At 73.7% G+C, this 16,997-nt stretch carries 15 protein-coding genes; 1 reads left to right on the top strand and 14 read right to left on the bottom strand.

Annotation, left to right across the window (positions count from 1 at the left end):
• Positions 1-58: 58 nt before the first annotated feature.
• The 13 genes from ACIP4Y_RS25745 to fmt form a co-directional block, all read right to left on the bottom strand.
• Positions 59-847: a carbon-nitrogen hydrolase family protein gene (locus tag ACIP4Y_RS25745; RefSeq protein ID WP_401397701.1), complete on the bottom strand. Its 789-nt coding sequence runs from the start codon at positions 845-847 to the stop codon at positions 59-61.
• 236 nt (positions 848-1,083) lie between these two features.
• Positions 1,084-1,464, bottom strand: a complete 381-nt coding sequence (locus tag ACIP4Y_RS25740; RefSeq protein WP_401397698.1) for a DUF742 domain-containing protein — start codon at positions 1,462-1,464, stop codon at positions 1,084-1,086.
• Between the two features lie 7 nt (positions 1,465-1,471).
• The gene (locus ACIP4Y_RS25735) at positions 1,472-1,900 is read right to left on the bottom strand and encodes a roadblock/LC7 domain-containing protein (RefSeq protein WP_401397695.1); all 429 of its coding nucleotides are present in this window, start codon (positions 1,898-1,900) and stop codon (positions 1,472-1,474) included.
• On the bottom strand, positions 1,890-4,469 hold the full coding sequence (locus tag ACIP4Y_RS25730; protein ID WP_401397692.1) for a nitrate- and nitrite sensing domain-containing protein: 2,580 nt from the start codon (positions 4,467-4,469) through the stop codon (positions 1,890-1,892). The genes ACIP4Y_RS25735 and ACIP4Y_RS25730 overlap by 11 nt, the downstream gene beginning before the upstream one ends.
• A gap of 136 nt (positions 4,470-4,605) precedes the next feature.
• Positions 4,606-5,058 carry an Lrp/AsnC family transcriptional regulator gene (locus ACIP4Y_RS25725; RefSeq protein ID WP_030343799.1) on the bottom strand — a complete coding sequence of 151 codons (453 nt, stop codon included), beginning with the start codon at positions 5,056-5,058 and terminating at the stop codon, positions 4,606-4,608.
• A 28-nt stretch (positions 5,059-5,086) separates the two neighbouring features.
• Positions 5,087-6,574, bottom strand: a complete 1,488-nt coding sequence (locus ACIP4Y_RS25720; protein ID WP_401397687.1) for an amino acid permease — start codon at positions 6,572-6,574, stop codon at positions 5,087-5,089.
• 386 nt (positions 6,575-6,960) lie between these two features.
• Positions 6,961-8,403, bottom strand: coding sequence for a GuaB1 family IMP dehydrogenase-related protein (locus ACIP4Y_RS25715; protein ID WP_401397684.1), 1,443 nt, complete (start codon positions 8,401-8,403; stop codon positions 6,961-6,963).
• Positions 8,404-8,535: 132 nt separating this feature from the next.
• Positions 8,536-8,865, bottom strand: a complete 330-nt coding sequence (locus ACIP4Y_RS25710) for a barstar family protein (RefSeq protein WP_401397681.1) — start codon at positions 8,863-8,865, stop codon at positions 8,536-8,538.
• Positions 8,862-9,272, bottom strand: a complete 411-nt coding sequence (locus ACIP4Y_RS25705) for a ribonuclease domain-containing protein (protein WP_401397678.1) — start codon at positions 9,270-9,272, stop codon at positions 8,862-8,864. Before ACIP4Y_RS25705 ends, ACIP4Y_RS25710 begins: the two co-directional genes overlap by 4 nt.
• Positions 9,273-9,312: 40 nt before the next feature.
• Positions 9,313-10,356, bottom strand: a complete 1,044-nt coding sequence (locus tag ACIP4Y_RS25700) for a sugar-binding transcriptional regulator (RefSeq protein WP_401397675.1) — start codon at positions 10,354-10,356, stop codon at positions 9,313-9,315.
• Between the two features lie 90 nt (positions 10,357-10,446).
• Positions 10,447-11,133: a ribulose-phosphate 3-epimerase gene (rpe, locus tag ACIP4Y_RS25695; protein ID WP_401397672.1), complete on the bottom strand. Its 687-nt coding sequence runs from the start codon at positions 11,131-11,133 to the stop codon at positions 10,447-10,449.
• 129 nt (positions 11,134-11,262) lie between these two features.
• Positions 11,263-12,681 (bottom strand): RsmB/NOP family class I SAM-dependent RNA methyltransferase, encoded by a 1,419-nt coding sequence (locus tag ACIP4Y_RS25690; protein WP_401397669.1) that lies wholly within the window; start codon positions 12,679-12,681, stop codon positions 11,263-11,265.
• A 380-nt stretch (positions 12,682-13,061) separates the two neighbouring features.
• The gene (gene fmt / locus ACIP4Y_RS25685; protein ID WP_401397667.1) at positions 13,062-13,994 is read right to left on the bottom strand and encodes a methionyl-tRNA formyltransferase; all 933 of its coding nucleotides are present in this window, start codon (positions 13,992-13,994) and stop codon (positions 13,062-13,064) included.
• Between the two features lie 216 nt (positions 13,995-14,210).
• On the opposite strand from fmt, the gene ACIP4Y_RS25680 reads away from it, so the two are divergent.
• A complete protein-coding gene (locus ACIP4Y_RS25680) occupies positions 14,211-14,741 on the top strand; it encodes a hypothetical protein (RefSeq protein ID WP_401397664.1) in 531 nt (176 codons plus the stop codon).
• A 79-nt stretch (positions 14,742-14,820) separates the two neighbouring features.
• Here ACIP4Y_RS25680 and ACIP4Y_RS25675 read toward each other — a convergent pair whose 3' ends face one another.
• Positions 14,821-16,980, bottom strand: coding sequence for a primosomal protein N' (locus ACIP4Y_RS25675; protein WP_401397661.1), 2,160 nt, complete (start codon positions 16,978-16,980; stop codon positions 14,821-14,823).
• Between the last annotated feature and the right edge of the window lie 17 nt (positions 16,981-16,997).

Genomic DNA, 16,997 nt, shown 5'->3' with positions numbered 1-16,997 from the left:
GGTACGGACTCCTTGCACGAAAGAACTCGGGGGAAGTTCGGGGGGAAGCTCAGGGGTTTCAGACGAGGGACCCGTACAGACCGGGGCGGCGGTCCTTCAGGTACGGGTTGGCCTCACGGGAGGCGGCGAGGAAGGCGGGGTCGACGTCGGCGACGATGAGCTCCTCGCCACGGCCGGCGCGGCTGCGGGCGATCCCGTCGGGCCCGGCGAGGGCGGAGAGCCCGAAGAACTCGAACTCGCCCTCCGGGCCGACCCGGTTGACGTACGCGACGTACATCTGGTTCTCCCAGGCACGCACCGGCACCATGGCCTCGGCGACGAACTGGAACGGGTGCATGTTCGCCGTCGGCACGACGAGCAGGTCGGTGCCGGCCAGGGCGTGGGCGCGGGCGTTCTCCGGGAACTCGACGTCGTAGCAGATCATGAGGCCGACGGTCAGGCCGCCCAGCCGGGCCTGGACGAGCGACTGCTCGCCCGGGGTGAAGTGGTCACGCTCGGCGCAGCCGAAGAGGTGGGTCTTGCGGTAGTTCGCAAGCCGGGTGCCGTCGGCGGAGACCATCTGGGCGGAGTTGTAGACGGTCTCACCGTCCCGCTCCGGGTAGCCGTAGACGACGGCCAGACCGTGCCGGGAGGCGATCTCGGCGATCGCGTCGGCGGAGCGGCCGTCGGCGGGCTCGGCGAGGCGGGCGATGTCGTCGCCGATCGCGTACCCGGTGAGGAACATCTCCGGCGCGGCCAGCAGCCCGGCACCCGCGGCGGCGGCCCGGCCCGCGGCCTCGTCGAGGACCCGGAGGTTCTCGGCGACGGAACCGGGGCGGCCGGAGCTCTGGAGCAGGGCGGTGCGCATGGGGCATCCTCACCGGAACGGGAAGTTTGGGGGTCAGAAAGAAGGTACGGTCGGCGCGCTCGGCCGGACAAGCAGGAGCCGTTGCGCGCCGGTGCGCGGTTCGTTGCGTGCGGCGGGGGTCGGACGGCGATTCGTTGCGTCCCCACGGCCGACGGCTGGGCCCGCCTCGGGGACGCCCCGCGCCGACGGCCCGTCCGCTCCTCCTGGAACACACGCCTGACCTGCGGTTCGACCGGCTACAGCTCCCGCAGCCGCTGCACGATCTCGCGCAGCAGCCCCGGGTCGGCGCCCGGCCCGGCGACCGGGAGGCGGCGGGGCGCGTCGACACGGATCAGACCGGCGTCGGCCAGGTCGCCGAGGAGGACGCGGACGACGGTCAGGGGCAGGTCGGCGTCCGCGGCCAGCTCGGCCACGGAACGGGGGCCGCGGCGGATCAGGGCCAGCAGGGCGGCCGGGGCGTGGTCGAGGGCGGCGACCGGTTCGCCGGTGTCCAGCGCGGTGACCCGGGACATCAGGTCCAGCGTGTGCCGGCCCTCGGGCCGGGTACGGCCCCGGGTCACCGTGTAGGGGCGCACCATCGGCCCGGTCTCGTCCTCGTACCAGTGCTCGTCGCTCACCGCGGGGTCACGGGGTGGTGCGGGTGGCGGCGTCCAGGTGGCGGCCGAGGCGGCGGACCAGCAGGGCCATCTCGTGGGCGAGCTGGCCGACGTCGGTGCCGGCCTCGCTCAGCACGGCGAGCCGGCTGCCGTGCCCGGCCGGGGTGATGAAGAGGTAGGCGTCGTCCAGCATCACCATGGTCTGCCGCACCTCCCCCGCGGCGAACCGCTCCCCCGCGGACCGGGCCAGCCCGTGGAAGCCGGAGCAGACGGCGGCCAGATGCTCGATGTCCCGCCGGCGCATGCCCTCCGAACTGCTGAGCGGGAGGCCGTCGGCGGTCAGCAGCACGGCCTGGCGGACGTGGCCGGTGCGGTCCACGAGGTCGTCCAGCAGCCAGCCGAGATCCGTACCGGGCACCCCGGCGAGCTGCTCCCTGTTCTGCTCGTCACCGTGCATCGTCGGTGTCCGTCCCTTCGTCTGCGGGGTGGGTCGCGGTCTCCACGTCGTCCTGGGTGTCACGGGACAGGGGCAGGCCCTTGCGCCCCCGGTCCAGGCCGCGCTGAAAAGCCCCGAAGATCGCCCGCATCTCCTCGGCACCCACCTCACGCCCCACCGCCCCAGCGCCCCGAACCGGCTCCTCCCGCAACTCGGCGACGAGCGAGGCCTGCCGGGTGCGGGTGGGGAGGGCGGGGGCAGGGTGGGCCGTGGGGGTGGGGGTGGCGCTGGCCGAGGGCGCCGGCAAGGCCCCGGGCTCGGTCTGGGACCGGTCGGCCTCCCCCGCATCGCCTGCGAACCGGGGCTCGGCACCCGCCGCCGGGTCGGATCCAGCGGGCTGGGGCCCGGCAGGCGTCTTGGGGCGGGGCCCTGCAGGCGCGTCCGACGCGGTCCCCGGCTCGACGGCCGCAGCCCCCGCGGACCGGGATTCGGCAGGCCCTTGCGTCGCCGAGGCAGGCGCCGACGCGCGATGGCCCCCCGTCGGCGACACCTCTTCACCCGGTACCGACCGAAGCGGCGGCTTCTCCTGGGGCGCAGGCACCGGCTCCGTCCGTCGCCGCGTCGGCAGTTGCCGCACGACGCCCCCGGGGGTTTCGGCCGGCCCCGACCGGTGCTGCCGTACCCCGTCGGCCAGTACCGTCGCCGGCAGGCGGACCACCGCCGTCGTACCCCCGTAGGGGGAGTCCTGGAGGGTGACCTCGATGGCGTGGCGGGCGGCGAGGCGGGCGACGACGTAGAGGCCGAGGCGGTCGTGCCGGGTGGGGTCGAAGGCGTCGGGGTCGCAGAGGGTCCGCTGGGCGGCGGCGCGCGCGGCGGCGTCGAGGCCGAGCCCGCGGTCGTCGATCTCCACCACGAACTCGGTGCCGGCCCGCCCGGTGCGCAGGGTCACCTGGGTGTGCGGCGGCGAGAACACCGTGGCGTTCTCCAGCAGCTCGGCGATCAGATGGACGACGTCGGCAACCGCGTCGGCAGCCACGCCCACCTCGGGCATCGGCGGCACGACCACGCGCGCGTAGGCCTCGATCTCGCTGACGGCGGAGGCGACGACGTCCGCGAGCGGCACGGGCCGGCGCCAGCGGCGGCCGGGAGCGGCCCCGGAGAGGATGATCAGGCTCTCGGCGTGCCGGCGCATGCGGGTGGTCAGATGGTCGATGCGGAACAGCTCGCGCAGCACGTCCGGGTCGTCGGTGCGCCGCTCCAGCGTGTCGACGAGTTTCAGCTGCCGGTGCACCAGCGCCTGGTTGCGGCGCGCGATGGTGAGCAGCACCGCGAACTGCCCGCGGCGCAGGGTGGCCTGCTGGACGGCCGCCTCCATGGCGGCCAGCCGCGCGGTGTTGAAGGACCGGCCGACCTGCCCGATCTCGTCGTCGCGGACCTCGTCGGCGGCGAGCGGCGGCGCCTCGGCGACCGCGTCCACCTCCTCGCCGGCGCTCAACCGCCGCATGACATCCGGCAGTTGCCGCGTGGTCAGCAGGTCGGCGGCGTCCCGCAGGGTCTCCAGCCGACGGGAGATCCGCCGCGCCCCGCGCACCGCGAACCAGAGCGACAGCCCTACGGCGGCCAGCCCGGCCGCGCCCACGACGGCCGCCTTGGCCAGCTCCCGGTAGGCGAAGGCCCGGCCGCGGGCCGCCGAGTTCTCCGCCGAGCGCGTGCACATCCGCATGTACCGCTGCACGGCGTGGTCGGTGGTCGACCGCCAGGCGTCCGCCGCGACGGCCTTGCCGGCGCCGGCCGCACCGGCCCGCAGCAGCGCGTCCTCGCCGCGCACCAGCGAACGGTGCAGCTCTCCGCGCCGGAACTCGTCGAACAGAGCGCGCGAGTCGGCGGGCAGGTCGGGCACGTAGGTCCGCTCGAAGACGCGCCGGTCCTCGATGGTCGCGGTGAGGGTGTCGTACTGCCGGTCGGTCAGCGTGCCGGCCGCCCGCGCCCCGGCGACCAGGGCGTCCTCCCGGGAGACGAACTCGCGGACCCGGACCAGTTCGATGACGACCTGCGCCTCGCGGGCGAGCTGCCCGGCCTGGAGGGCGGTGAGCGTGGACTGCACGTCGAAGCCGGGCTCCACGAGCGCGCTGTACTCGTCCACGGCCCGGTCCCAGGAGATGCGCCGGGACAGCACGAGCGAGCGGATGTTCTCCAGCCGGTCCGTCGCCGTGACCATGGTGTCGAGGGCCTGCCGCTGCCGCCGGGTGAGCCGGTCCCGGTCGCCGCCCCGGACCGCCTGCCGCATGGCGTCGACGGCCCGGTCGGTACGGCGCTGCTGGCCGAGCAGGTCCCCGGCGGCGGCCCGGTCGGGGCGGGCGCCCAGGTAGGCGGCGGACATCCGGCGCTCGATCTGGATCTGCCCGATCGCGGTGTCCACGGGGGTGCCGAAGTCTTCGTACACGCCCTGGAGCCGGACCAGCGCCCGCAACTCGGCGGTGACGGACACCATGGCGAAGCTCCACAGCGCCATCAGGGCGACGGCCGGGGCGAGCGCGAGCGCCACGATCCGCGCACGGACGGTGGTGGGACGGCCGAGGGGCCAGCGCATGGAGTACCTGCCGGTGTTACCAGTCGGTAGAAAGTGCGGCACAACCTACGGGACCCTCACCCCGCACCGCAATGGTGACCTGCGGTAACCCGGAGTCACTCCGGCATCCCCGGGACGAGCGGGACACCGCCCGGACCTAGCCCGGGGCGCCCGACGAGAAGCGGCGCAGCAGCGGGGACAGCACCAGGACCGACTTGGTCCGCTCCACGAACGGCTCGCCGGCGATCCGCTCCAGCACCCGCTCGAAGTGGCGCATGTCGGAGGCGAAGACCTGGGCGATCGCGTCCGCGTCGCCGGTGACGGTCGACGCGGCCACGACCTCCTGGTAGCGCTCCAGACCCCGCTGGATGGTCTCCGGCGAGGTGTTGCGCCGGCAGTAGATCTCGATGTACCCCTCGGTCTCCCAGCCGAGCGCCGCCGGGTCCACCCGGACGGTGAACCCGGTGATGGCTCCGGTGGCCCGCAGCCGGTCCACGCGCCGCTTCACCGCGGGCGCGGACAGGCCGACCATCTGCCCGATGTCCGCGTAGGAGCGGCGGGCGTCCTCGGCGAGGGCGTGCACGATGCGTTCGTCGAGATCGTTCAGCACAGGGGGTGGTTCACTTCTTCGGTTCGGGTCACTTCTCTGCCGTCACCGCGAGTTCCTCACCGGTCGCGAGACGGGAACGGCGATAGCCGTAGAGGAAGTAGAACACGAGCCCGGCGGCCATCCAGCATCCGAAGACGACCCAGGTGACGGTGTCGAGGCTGGACATGTTGTAGGCGCAGAACAGGAAGCCCAGCACCGGCAGCACCGGCCCGAACGGCACCCGGAACGTGCGCTCCAGACCCGGGCGCTTGTAGCGCAGCACGATCACCGCGATGTTGACCAGGGCGAAGGCGAACAGCGTGCCGATGCTGGTGGCGTCGACGAGCTTGCCGAGCGGGATGAGGGCGGCGAGCACACCGCAGAAGAGCGAGACGATCACCGTGTTGAGACGGGGGGCACCGGTCTTCGGGTGGATCTTGCCGAGCGCCTTCGGCATCAGGCCGTCACGGGCCATCGCGAAGAGGATGCGGGTCTGGCCGTAGAGCACGGTGAGGACCACGCTGGCGATCGAGATGACCGCGCCGAGCGCGAGCAGCGTGCCCCAGAAGGTCTGGCCGCTGACATCGTTCATGATCGCGGCGAGGGTCGCCTCCGAACCGTCGAACTTCTTCCAGTTCCAGGCGCCGACGGCGACGCCCGCGACGAGCACGTACAGCGCGGTCACGATGATCAGCGACAGCATGATCGCCCGCGGCAGGTCCCGCTTGGGGTCCTTCGCCTCCTCACCGGCGGTGGAGGCGGCGTCGAAGCCGATGTACGAGAAGAAGAGCGTGGCGCCGGCGGCGCTGACCCCGGTCATGCCGAGCGGCATGAAGTCGGCGTAGTTGCCGGACTTGAAGCCCATGACACCGATCGCGCAGAACAGCACCAGGGCGGCGATCTTCACACTGACCATGATCGTGTTGGCGCGGGCGGACTCCCGTGCGCCGCCGAGCAGGAACACCATCGCCAGCAGGACGACGATCAGGGCGGGCAGGTTGATGATGCCGCCCTCTCCCGGTGCCGAGGACAGGGCGCTCGGGATGGTGACCCCGATGGTGCCGTCGAGCAGCTCGTTCAGGTACTCGCCCCAGCCGACGGCGACGGCGGCCACCGACACGCCGTACTCCAGCACCAGGCACCAGCCGCAGACCCAGGCGACCAGCTCGCCCAGCGTTGCGTACGCATACGAGTAGGAGGAGCCGGCGACCGGGATGCTGCCCGCCAGTTCGGCGTAGGACAGGGCCGAGAACAGAGCCGTGAGGCCGGCGATCACGAAGGACAGGGTGACCGCGGGACCGGCCTCCGGGACGGCGTCGCCGAGGACGACGAAGATGCCGGTGCCGAGCGTGGCCCCGATGCTGATCATGGTCAGCTGCCACAGCCCGAGGGAACGCCGAAGCTGCCCTCCCTCACCCTGGCCGCCCTCTGCGACCAGGCGTTCCACTGGCTTGCGACGCATCAGGCGCGCGGCGACGCCCGGGGACGCGGGGGCGGCCGATATCGGGTTCTGCGGTGGTGCGCCTTGGTCGAGCACGCGCTGGCTCCTTGTTCGCTGCCGTCGGTTGGGGGGTACGGACCGGCATGGCCGCCGGCCGTCGTGGTGGGGACCGGAGGAGCCTGCGAGGGCAGGAACCGACCGAGCGGGGTCCCCGCCACACACGTACTAGCGCAGCACCCTATGAGGCGGGCCTTCACGGGCGTAATGCAGCAACCTTGCGCATCCCCGCATGATCATTGCGTTCATCCGCCCGGAATGACAAATCGTTGCACACACGCTGTCGACCGTTGCACGACGATCTTCCGGGCCTCCTCGGGAGCGCTCCGGCGAGGAAGACGGAGCCCTTCGGCGCCGGGACGCCGACGGCCCCCGCTCTTCCCGGGCGCGGGAACAGCGGGGGCCGTCAGGACGGGTGCCGGGGGCTAGCTCCAGCTGGCGTGCAGCGGCTTGCCCTCGGCGTAGCCGGCCGCGCTCTGGATGCCGACGATGGCCTTCTCGGCGAACTCCTCCAGGGAGCCGGCGCCCGCGTAGGTGCAGGAGGAGCGGACGCCCGCGATGATCGAGTCGATCAGGTCCTCGACGCCCGGGCGGGCCGGGTCGAGGAACATGCGGGAGGTGGAGATGCCCTCCTCGAACAGCGCCTTGCGGGCCCGGTCGTACGCGGACTCGTCGGACGTGCGGTTGGCCACGGCACGCGCGGAGGCCATGCCGAACGACTCCTTGTACGCACGGCCGTTGGCGTCGTGCTGGAGGTCGCCCGGGGACTCGTAGGTGCCCGCGAACCAGGAGCCGACCATCACGTTGGACGCGCCGGCCGCGAGGGCCATGGCGACGTCGCGCGGGTGGCGGACACCGCCGTCGGCCCACACGTGCTTGCCGTACTTCTTCGCCTCGGCGGCGCACTCCAGGACGGCGGAGAACTGCGGGCGGCCCACGCCGGTCATCATGCGGGTGGTGCACATGGCGCCGGGGCCCACACCGACCTTGATGATGTCCGCGCCGGCGTCGACGAGGTCCTTGACGCCCTCGGCGGAGACGATGTTGCCCGCGACGATCGGCACCTGCGGGTCGAGCGCGCGCACCAGCTTGATGGCGGTGATCATCGACTCCTGGTGGCCGTGCGCGGTGTCGATGACGAGCGTGTCCACGCCCGCGTCGAGCAGCTGCTTGGCCTTGCCCGCCACATCGCCGTTGATGCCGACGGCGGCGGCGATCCGCAGCCTGCCGTTCGCGTCCACGGCGGGCGTGTACAGCGTGGCGCGCAGGGCGCCCTTGCGGGTGAGGATGCCGGCCAGCTTGCCGTCCTTGTCGACGGCCGGGGCGTAGCGGCGGTTGTGCTGGTCGAGGGTGTTGAAGGCCTCACGCGGGTCTATGTCCGCGTCCAGCAGGAGCAGGTCCTTGGACATGACCACTTCGAGCTGCGTGAAGCGGTCGACGCCGGACAGGTCGGCGTCGGTGACGACACCGACGGGCCGCTGGTTCTCGTCCACGACCACGCCGGCGTTGTGCGCCCGCTTGGGCAGCAGCGCGAGCGCGTCGGCGACGGTCTGGTGCGGGGCCAGCACGATCGGGGTGTCCAGCACCAGGTGGCGGCTCTTCACCCAGGAGATCACATCGGTGACGACGTCGATCGGGATGTCCTGCGGGATGACCACGAGGCCGCCCCGGCGGGCCATCGTCTCGGCCATCCGGCGGCCGGCGATGGCGGTCATGTTGGCGACGACGAGCGGGATGGTGGTGCCCGTGCCGTCCGGCGAGCTGAGGTCCACGCCCTGACGCGAGCCGACCGCGGAGCGGCTCGGCACCATGAACACGTCGTCGTACGTCAGGTCGTACGCGGGCTGGATGTCATTGAGGAAACGCACGTGCTGCACATCCCAGTCGATCAGAGGTGACCCCCTGACAGGTGTGCCAGGGGGAAAGAGCACGTACTTCATTCTCCCATGTCGGGGGCCGGGTCACGCCCCGACAGAACATCCAGGGTCGCCGCCGATCACCTAGGAGCTTCCTCCAAGGGCGAGGGCGACGGTGAGCGACGGCATCGCGCGCACGGCATGCGCGAAGACCTCCTGGGCGGTCTCCCACTCCTGCGGCCGCTGCTCGGCGTAGCCCTCCCAGCCGCGTACGACGACCAGGAGCCCCCTGCCCTCGGCCTCCTCCGGCCACACGGACAGGTCGGACAGGGAGTCGGCCAGCGCGTCCCAGTTGCGGCCGAACCAGTCGGGCAGCGACAGAGCCCGGACGGCGCGGTCCATCAGCCCGGCCTTGTCGGTGACGCCGTCGAGGTCGAGCGCGACGACGAAACGGCCGGTCAGGTCTTGGCTCATCTCAGTACCGCCCGGAACGACTCGTAGTGATCATCGGTGTAGTAGACCTCCCGATCCTGCCCGGTGACCAGGCGCCGGGCCCCGCGGTCGCGTGAGCCGGGGGTCGGCACGGTGTACTCGTGGTAGTAGCCGCGCCGGTGCTCCGGCAGACGTCCCTCGAAGTTCCCGAAGACGGTCCCGTCCTTGGCGTAGGGGAAGGGGCCGCCCTGATCGATGAGGACGAGTGTCCTGCGGGCCTCGGCCGGGAGCCGGGACTCCTGGACGGTGGCCATGCCCCGGGCCCAGGGCGGGGTGGAGGTGCTGGTGCCCGGCGAAGCCGGAGCGGAGCCGCCGGCGCACCCCGTCAGGAGGACGGCGAGACAGACCAGCAGGCCGGCGAGAGCGCGGGGGACGAACCGTGGCAGCATGCGGACGATGCTGCCACGGCCGTCCCGGCACGACCCGTTGTCAGACCCCGTCGGGGTCCTGACGGCCGAGCGCCGGCTTCGGCGTCGGGCCCGCCGTCATCAGGTAGTCGGCGGCCGAGGTGTCGGTCACCAGGCTGGTGACCAGCCCGGAGCGCAGCACCGCGTCGATCGCGGAGGCCTTGCGCTGCCCGCCCGCGATCGCCACCACCTCCGGGATACGGCGCAGCTGGTCGGCCTTGACCGTGATGCACCGCTCCCCCAGGTCCCGTCCGATGCGGCGCCCCTCGGCGTCGAAGAGGTGCGCCGACATCTCGGCGGCGACACCGAGCGAGGCGTAGTGCGCGCGCTCCTCGTCGCTGAGCATGTCGTGCACGGTCGAGATGCCCGGCTCCCAGGAGCCGATGGAGACACAGGCGACCGTGACCTTGTCGAAGTACTCGTAGGCCCGGGCGATCCCGGTCTGGTTGCGCAGTGCCGCCGCGGTGGCCGCGTCCGGCAGCAGCATCGGCGCGTAGATGGGGTGGGCGTCGCCGCCGGACACCTGGGCGGCCCGCCGGACCGCCTCCACCGAGCCGCGCTCGGCGGTCCCGGCGTCGTACACGCCCGTCAGCTGCACCACCGTGCACGGCGGCAGCCGGTCGAGCGCCGCCGCCATGTGGATGGTGGACCGGCCCCAGGCCAGCCCGAGGACGTCCCCCTCGTTGACGAGTTCGCCGAGCAGGTCGGCGGCGACCTCGCCGAGGTTCTCGGGGTCGGGGGTTTCCTCGGCCTCGGCCGGGGACTCGACCACGACGGCGTGCCTCAGGCCGTAGCGGGCGCGGAGCGCGTCGGAGCGCTCGGCGTCCAGTTCGGCCGGGACGCGGATCTCGATGCGTACGAGATCCCGTTCGAGGGCCGTCTCCAGGACCCGGGCCACCTTGAAGCGGCTGACGCCGAACTCCTCCGCGATCTGGATCTTGGACTTGCCCTCGAGGTAGAAGCGGCGGGCCATGGCCGCCGCCTGCACCAGCTCAGCGGGTCCCATCCGCATGGCTGACCGGCCCGCCGACATACCCGACACGGCGATCTCCTCACTGCTGTTCACACTCTGGATTCGCCGTTCATCCTTGCAGATCCGGCGCTGCTGATCCGCCCTGATGGGCGGCGTTCACTCAAGCGTTCACTTGGCCGTGGCTCAGTGGTCGCATGCCCAGGACGCCTTGGCGGTGGCCGCTTCCGCCTGCGTGCGCAGGGCGCGTACGGCCTCTGCCGGGTCGTTCGCCCCGTAGACGGCCGAGCCGGCGACGAACACGTCCGCTCCCGCGTCCGCGCACTGCTCGATCGTCGAGGCCGAGACACCTCCGTCCACCTGCAGCCACAGCTGCAGACCGTGCTTCTTGATCAGCTCACGGGTGCGGCGGATCTTCGGCAGCATGATGTCGAGGAAGGCCTGGCCGCCGAAGCCCGGCTCCACCGTCATGACGAGCAGCATGTCGAGTTCCGGGAGCAGGTCCTCGTACGGCTCGATCGGCGTGGCGGGCTTGAGCGCCATGGAGGCGCGGGCGCCCTTGGCGCGGATCTCCCGGGCGAGCCGCACGGGTGCGGCGGCCGCCTCCACGTGGAAGGTGACGGAGGAGGCCCCCGCCTCGACGTACTGGGGCGCCCACCGGTCGGGGTTCTCGATCATGAGGTGGCAGTCCAGCGGGGTGTCCGTCGCACGCGCCAAGGACTCCACCACCGGCACGCCGAGCGTGAGGTTCGGGACGAAGTGGTTGTCCATGACGTCGACATGGAGCCAGTCGGCGCCTTGGACCGCCTTGGCCTCCTCCGCGAGGCGGGCGAAGTCGGCGGACAGGATGCTGGGGTTGATCTGCACGGCCATGACCCAAGCCTGCCATGCCGCTGCGCTGGGCTGTAGCGGCGGTCCACGGGTTGAGTCCCGGCCGGCGGGCCGGTGGGCGCTGGTCGTGCAGTTCCCCGCGCCCCTTTCGGGGCGCTGCCCTCAGTGGCGTCAAGCCGTTCTCCGGATCAGGGACAGGTACATCGCGTCCGTGCCGTGGAGGTGGGGCCAGAGCTGGATGTCGGGGCCGTCGCCCAGGTGGGGTACGCCGGGGAGGAGGGGGCGGGCGTCGATCAGTTCGGTGTCCGGGTACTGCTTGAGGACGTCGGCCATGACCGCGCGGGTCTCGGCGAGGTGCGGGGAGCAGGTGGCGTAGCCGACGACTCCGCCGACGCGCACGGAGTCGAGGGCGGTGCGCAGCAGTCCGCGCTGGAGCGGGGCGAAGGAGTCCAGGTCCTCGGGGCGGCGGCGCCAGCGGGCCTCGGGGCGGCGGCGGAGGGCGCCCAGACCGGTGCAGGGGACGTCGACCAGCACCCGGTCGAAGGTGCCGGGGCGCCAGGGCGGACGGGTGCCGTCGGCGGCGATGACCTGGTACGGGCCGGGGTTGCCGTGCAGCGCCTTGGCGACCAGCCCCGCCCGGTGCGGCTGCTTCTCCGAGGCGAGCAGCGTGGCCCCGCGCGCGGCGGCGAGGGCGCCCAGCAGCGCGGCCTTGCCGCCCGGGCCGGCGCACCCGTCGAGCCACTTCTCGTCGGGCCCGTCGAGCGGGGCATTGGCCAGCGCGAGCGCGACCAGCTGGCTGCCCTCGTCCTGCACGCCGGCGCGTCCCTCGCGGACGGCCTCGACCGCGCCGGGCTCACCGCCCTCGGCGAGCCGCACGGCGTACGGCGACCAGCGCCCGGGCACGGCGGCGTCCTCGCGCAGCAGCTCCTCGGTGGTGGCCCGACCCGGCCGGGCGACCAGCGTCACCTCGGGCCGCTCGTTGTCGGCCGCGAGCAGCTCCTCGATGCCGGCCCGGCCGCCGCCGAGGGAGTCCCACAGCGCGGAGACGACCCAGCGGGGGTGCGAGTGCACGACGGCGAGGTGGTCCTCGGGATCGTCGTCGTAGGGCGGCGCGACCTTCTCGATCCACTCGTCGAGATCGTTCTGGGCCACCTTCCGCAGCACGGCGTTGACGAACTTGGCCCGCCCGTCCCCGAGCACCACCCGGGCCAGCTCGACGGCGGAGGAGACGGCGGCGTGCGTGGGGATCCGCGTGCCGAGCAGCTGGTGCGTGCCCAGGCTCAGCACGTCCAGCACCGGTGGGTCGACCTCGCGCAGGGGCCGGTCGACACAGGCGGCGATGACGGCGTCGTACGTGCCCTGCCGGCGCAGCGTGCCGTACACCAGCTCGGTGGTGAGGGCGGCGTCCCGGGTGTCGAAGTCGCCCTTCTCGCGGGCCTTCCTGAGCAGCGGCGGCAGCACGAGGTTGGCGTACGCGTCCCGCTCGTCCACCGCGCGCAGCGCCTCGAAGGCGAGGATGCGGACGGGGTCCTTCTGGGGACGGCGGTAGGGCTTGGCGGGCTTGCTCGGCCGCCGGGACTGCTCGCTCACGAAAAAGGTGCTCCGGGTGTGAAGAAGAGGATGCGCCTCCAGCCTACGTCGCACCACCCTCCACCTGACCGCCCGGGCTCACCCCTCCGCGGTTACGGGTTCGTTCGGCCGCCCGGGCCGTACCCGCGGCGAACGGGCTCGTCCCGGCCCCTGGTCGCGTGCCGGCCGTCCGGCCACGACCCGGCAGTCCAGGCTTCTCCCCGCCCGGACTCGGCCCAGCCCTCCGGCCACCACCCGCGCCGTCCGGGCTCGACCTGGCAGTCCGGGCTCGACTGGGCATCCCGGTTCGCCTACGCCGTCGGCAATTGTCCCAGCACCGGCCCGGCGTCCAGGTTGTCCCCGGCGTCCAGGCTCCCCCGCCGTCCCGGTGGTCCCGGGCGTCAGCTGCCGATCGTCTCGCCCTCCGTGATGCGTACCCCGCGTGCCCAGTCGGCCGCGCGCATCGGCTTCTTGCCCTGGGCCTGGACCCAGAGCAGTTCGACGGCGTACGAACCGGTGCCCACGTGCACGCTGTTCTTGCCCACCGCGAGCCGGCCCGGTGCGAGGTCGGTGCGCTCGGGCACGGGCGTGACCTGGATGAGCTTGAGCCGCTCGCCGCGGAAGACGGTCCACGCACCGGGCGCCGGGGTGCAGCCGCGCACCACCCGGTCGACGCGCAGCGCGGGCGCCGCCCAGTCCACCTGGGCGTCCTCGACGGTGATCTTCGGCGCGAGGGTGATGCCCTCGGCGGGCTGCGGTACGGCCTTCAGCGTGCCGTCCTCGATGCCGTCCATGGTCGCGGCGAGCAGCCCCGCGCCCGCGAAGGCGAGCCGGGTGAGCAGGTCGCCGCTGGTGTCGGTGGGACGGATCTCCTCGGTCACGGTGCCGTAGACGGGCCCGGAGTCCAGGCCCTCCTCGATGAGGAAGGTGGACGCCCCGGTGATCTCGTCGCCCGCCATGATGGCGTGCTGCACCGGCGCCGCGCCGCGCCAGGCGGGCAGCAGCGAGAAGTGCAGGTTGACCCAGCCGTGCGCGGGGATGTCGAGGGCGGCCTTCGGCAGCAGGGCGCCGTAGGCGACGACCGGGCAGCAGTCCGGCGCGATCGCCTTCAGCCGCTCAAGGAACTCCGGGTCCCGCGGCTTCAGCGGCTTCAGCACCTCGATCCCGGCCTCCTCCGCGCGCTCGGCCACGGGCGACGCGACCAGTCGGCGCCCGCGCCCGGCCGGTGCGTCGGGCCGCGTGACGACGGCGGCCACCTCGTGCCGCCCGGAGGCGAGCAGAGCGTCCAGAGCGGGAACGGCGACCTCGGGGGTACCGGCGAAGACGAGCTTCATGGGCGGGATCGGGCCTCTCGGGCGGGGGTCGGGCGGGCAGCGCACCAGTCTATGACCATGAACGGCGCACGAGCGGATGGGCGGGCGTACGCATATGCCCGTACGCCCCCACCCCGTGACCAGCGGAGCGTAAGCGCGTTGGTCAAGAAAGAGTTGACCACATCGGGCCGCTTTCGCGGCCCAATTCCTTTCAACGCCGGTTCGAGAGGCTTGTTCATGGCCGACCACGCAACCCACGACGCCCAGGCCCGGGCCAGCCTGCACTTGCTGGTGCGGGACATCGAGCGGGTCCGCCGGCAGGTGGACGCGCTGCGTACCCTCACCGCCCAGTTGGGCAACGTCTACCGCCCGCGCCGCACCGGCCCGTCCACGGGCTTCGTCGTCTACGGACGCGCCCCCGCACCGACGGTCCGCCTCGCCCAGGAACTCCGGGACAGTGTCGAGACCCTGGTCACGGCCGCCGTGGACTTCGACCGCTCGCTCGGCTTCTCGTGGGACGCGGTGGGCTCGGCGCTCGGGGTCACCAAGCAGGCGGTGCACCGCCGCTACGGCGCCCGCCGCGCCGCGGCGCAGGCGGCGGCCGAGGCGGAGCGGCCGGAGCCGTCCGGCACCCGCACGCTCAGCGTGAACACTGGTCTGCCGACGGTCCCCGCGGCCCGCTCCATGCCCACCCAGCCGACCGCGGGCAGCCCGACGCTCCGCGACGACGCCCGCCCGACGGCCTTCCCCGGCCCCCGCAACGGCTGAACGCCCCCACCCCGCCCTCCCGGACCGCCCCCGGGAGGGCAGCCGCGCGCCGGGCCTCCCGACGGGACCGCCCCACGCCTCAGCCGATGTCCGGCGGATCGATCCGTACCCGTACCGCCTCCCCGCTGCCCCGCGCCATCCGCGCGGCCTGGGCCGTCTTCAGGGCGGTGGCCAACGCGGCCCCGCTGCCCGGCGGTACGCGGACGAGGGCCCGCTCCCAGTGCTCGCCTGCCGGCGGTGCGCCGGGCCGGCGTGGCAGGCCGGGCGGCGGGGGCGGCAGCGGTACCGGCCCCAGCACCTCGGCGTCCGGCGGCAGGTCGACCGCCGCCAGGAACTCGGCGAGGGCCGCGGGCGGACCGGACACGGCCGCCATCCGGGACACCGGCGGGAAGCCCAGCTCGGCCCGCTCGGCCAGCTCCCGCACGGCATGCCCGACCGGGTCCCAGCGCACCAGCGCCTGCACGGGCCGCAGGGTCGGCTCGGCCACCACGACCACGGTGCCCCCCTCGCTCTGGGGCCGCACCAGCGCGCCGGCCGCGATCCACCGGCGCAGCGCGTCCTCCCCGGCCCGCAGGTCGGGCCGGACGAGCATGGCCCAGCCGTCCAGCAGCAGGGCCGCCGCGTAGCCGCCCTCGGCGACCGGTTCGGCGCCCGGTGTGCTGACGACCAGCGCGGGCGTGCCCGGGACGGTGTCCAGCACGTGTTCGCGCCCCGAGGTGCGTACCGGTACGGCGGGGAAGGCCCGCCCCAGTTCCTCGGCGGTGCGGCGCGCCCCCACGACCTGGGCGCGGAGCCGGAAGCCGCCGCACTCCGGGCAGTGCCAGGCGCCCTCCTCGCGCCCGCACCAGCCGCACCGCAGCACGCCGGCGTCCTGCCCCTGGAGCGGTCCGGAACAGTGCCGGCACCGGGCGGTCGCCCGGCACTGCGCACAGGCCATGCGGGGCGCGTAACCGCGCCGGGGCACCTGCACCAGTACCGGCCCGTGCCGCAGGCCCTCGCGGGCCGCCTGCCAGGCGAGGGTGGGCAGCCGGGCGGCCCGGGCGGCCTCGTCGCGCGCGAGGTCGTCGTCGCCGACCGTGCGGACCAGGGGCGCGGTACGGCGCACCTGCTCCCGACCAGCGACCAGCGGCCGGGCCCAGCCGCTCTCGACGAGCTGGGCGGCCTCCACCGTGCAGCTCCAACTCCCCAGCAGGAAGGCGCACTTGTCCAGCGCGGCACGGAGCAGGAGCACATCGCGGGCGTGCGGCTGCGGGGCGTGCAGCTCGCTGTGGCTGTCGTCCCCGTCGTCCCAGACGGCGACGAGCCCCAGGTCCCGCACCGGCGCGAACATCGCCGCCCGGGTCCCTACGACGGCCCGCACGGAACCGCGCCGCACCGCGAGCCACTGCGCATACCGCTTCTCGGGGCCGGCGTCGGCGGTGAGCAGCGCATGCCGGCCCGTGCCGAGCAGCGCGGTCAGCGCGGCGTCCACGCGCGCGGCGGCCCGCCCGTCGGGTACGACGACGAGGGCGCCGCGCCCGGAGGCGAGGGTGGCGGCGACGGCCCGGGCCAGCTCCTCGCTCCACCGCGGTCCCGGCAGCGCGTTCCACACGGCCCTGGGCGCCCCGCCGGAGGCCAGCGCGTCCAGGAAGGCTCCCCCGTGCTCGTAGCGCGTCCAGGAGCCGGTGTCCGGTGCCTTCGGCGGGGGCAGCGGGTCGGGCGACGGCCGCTGCTCGGCGCGGGCGTTGCGCGGCGGCACGGCCAGCTGGAGGACGTCGGCGAGGCTGCCCGCGTACCGGTCGGCGACGGCGCGGGCGAGGCCGAGCAGTTCCTCGCCCAGCACCGGCTCCGGCGACACCACCTGGGCGAGCGCGGCCAGCGGTCCGGAGTAGTCGGATTCGGCGCGTCGCTCGATGAGGAAGCCGTCGATGAGGCCGCCGCCCTCCCGGCGGCCCTCCCGCACCCGGTGCCGCCCGGCCCCGAACCGCACCCGCACCCGCACGCCGGGCTGTGCCTCCGCGTCCATCTCCTCGGGCACGGCGTAGTCGAAGTACCGGTCGAGATGGAGCACGCCCTTGTCGACCAGCACCCGCGCGACGGGCAGTTCCTTGGCGAGCGCGGCCCCCCGCCAGGTCCGCGGCTTGGCGCGGGGCGCCTTGGCCCGGCGGACGCTCTCCCGGATGAGCGCGAGCTGTTCCGGCGGCGCCCCCTCGGCCCCGCCGTCCCCGTCCGCCCGGGACGCCCCGTTCTCGCTGCTCACGCTTGCATTCTTACCAA

Source organism: Streptomyces sp. NPDC088810 (genome assembly GCF_044750305.1).
Taxonomy (GTDB): Bacteria; Actinomycetota; Actinomycetes; order Streptomycetales; family Streptomycetaceae; genus Streptomyces.
Note: the sequence above shows the minus strand (reverse complement) of the source record. Positions and strands in the feature narration are given on the sequence as shown.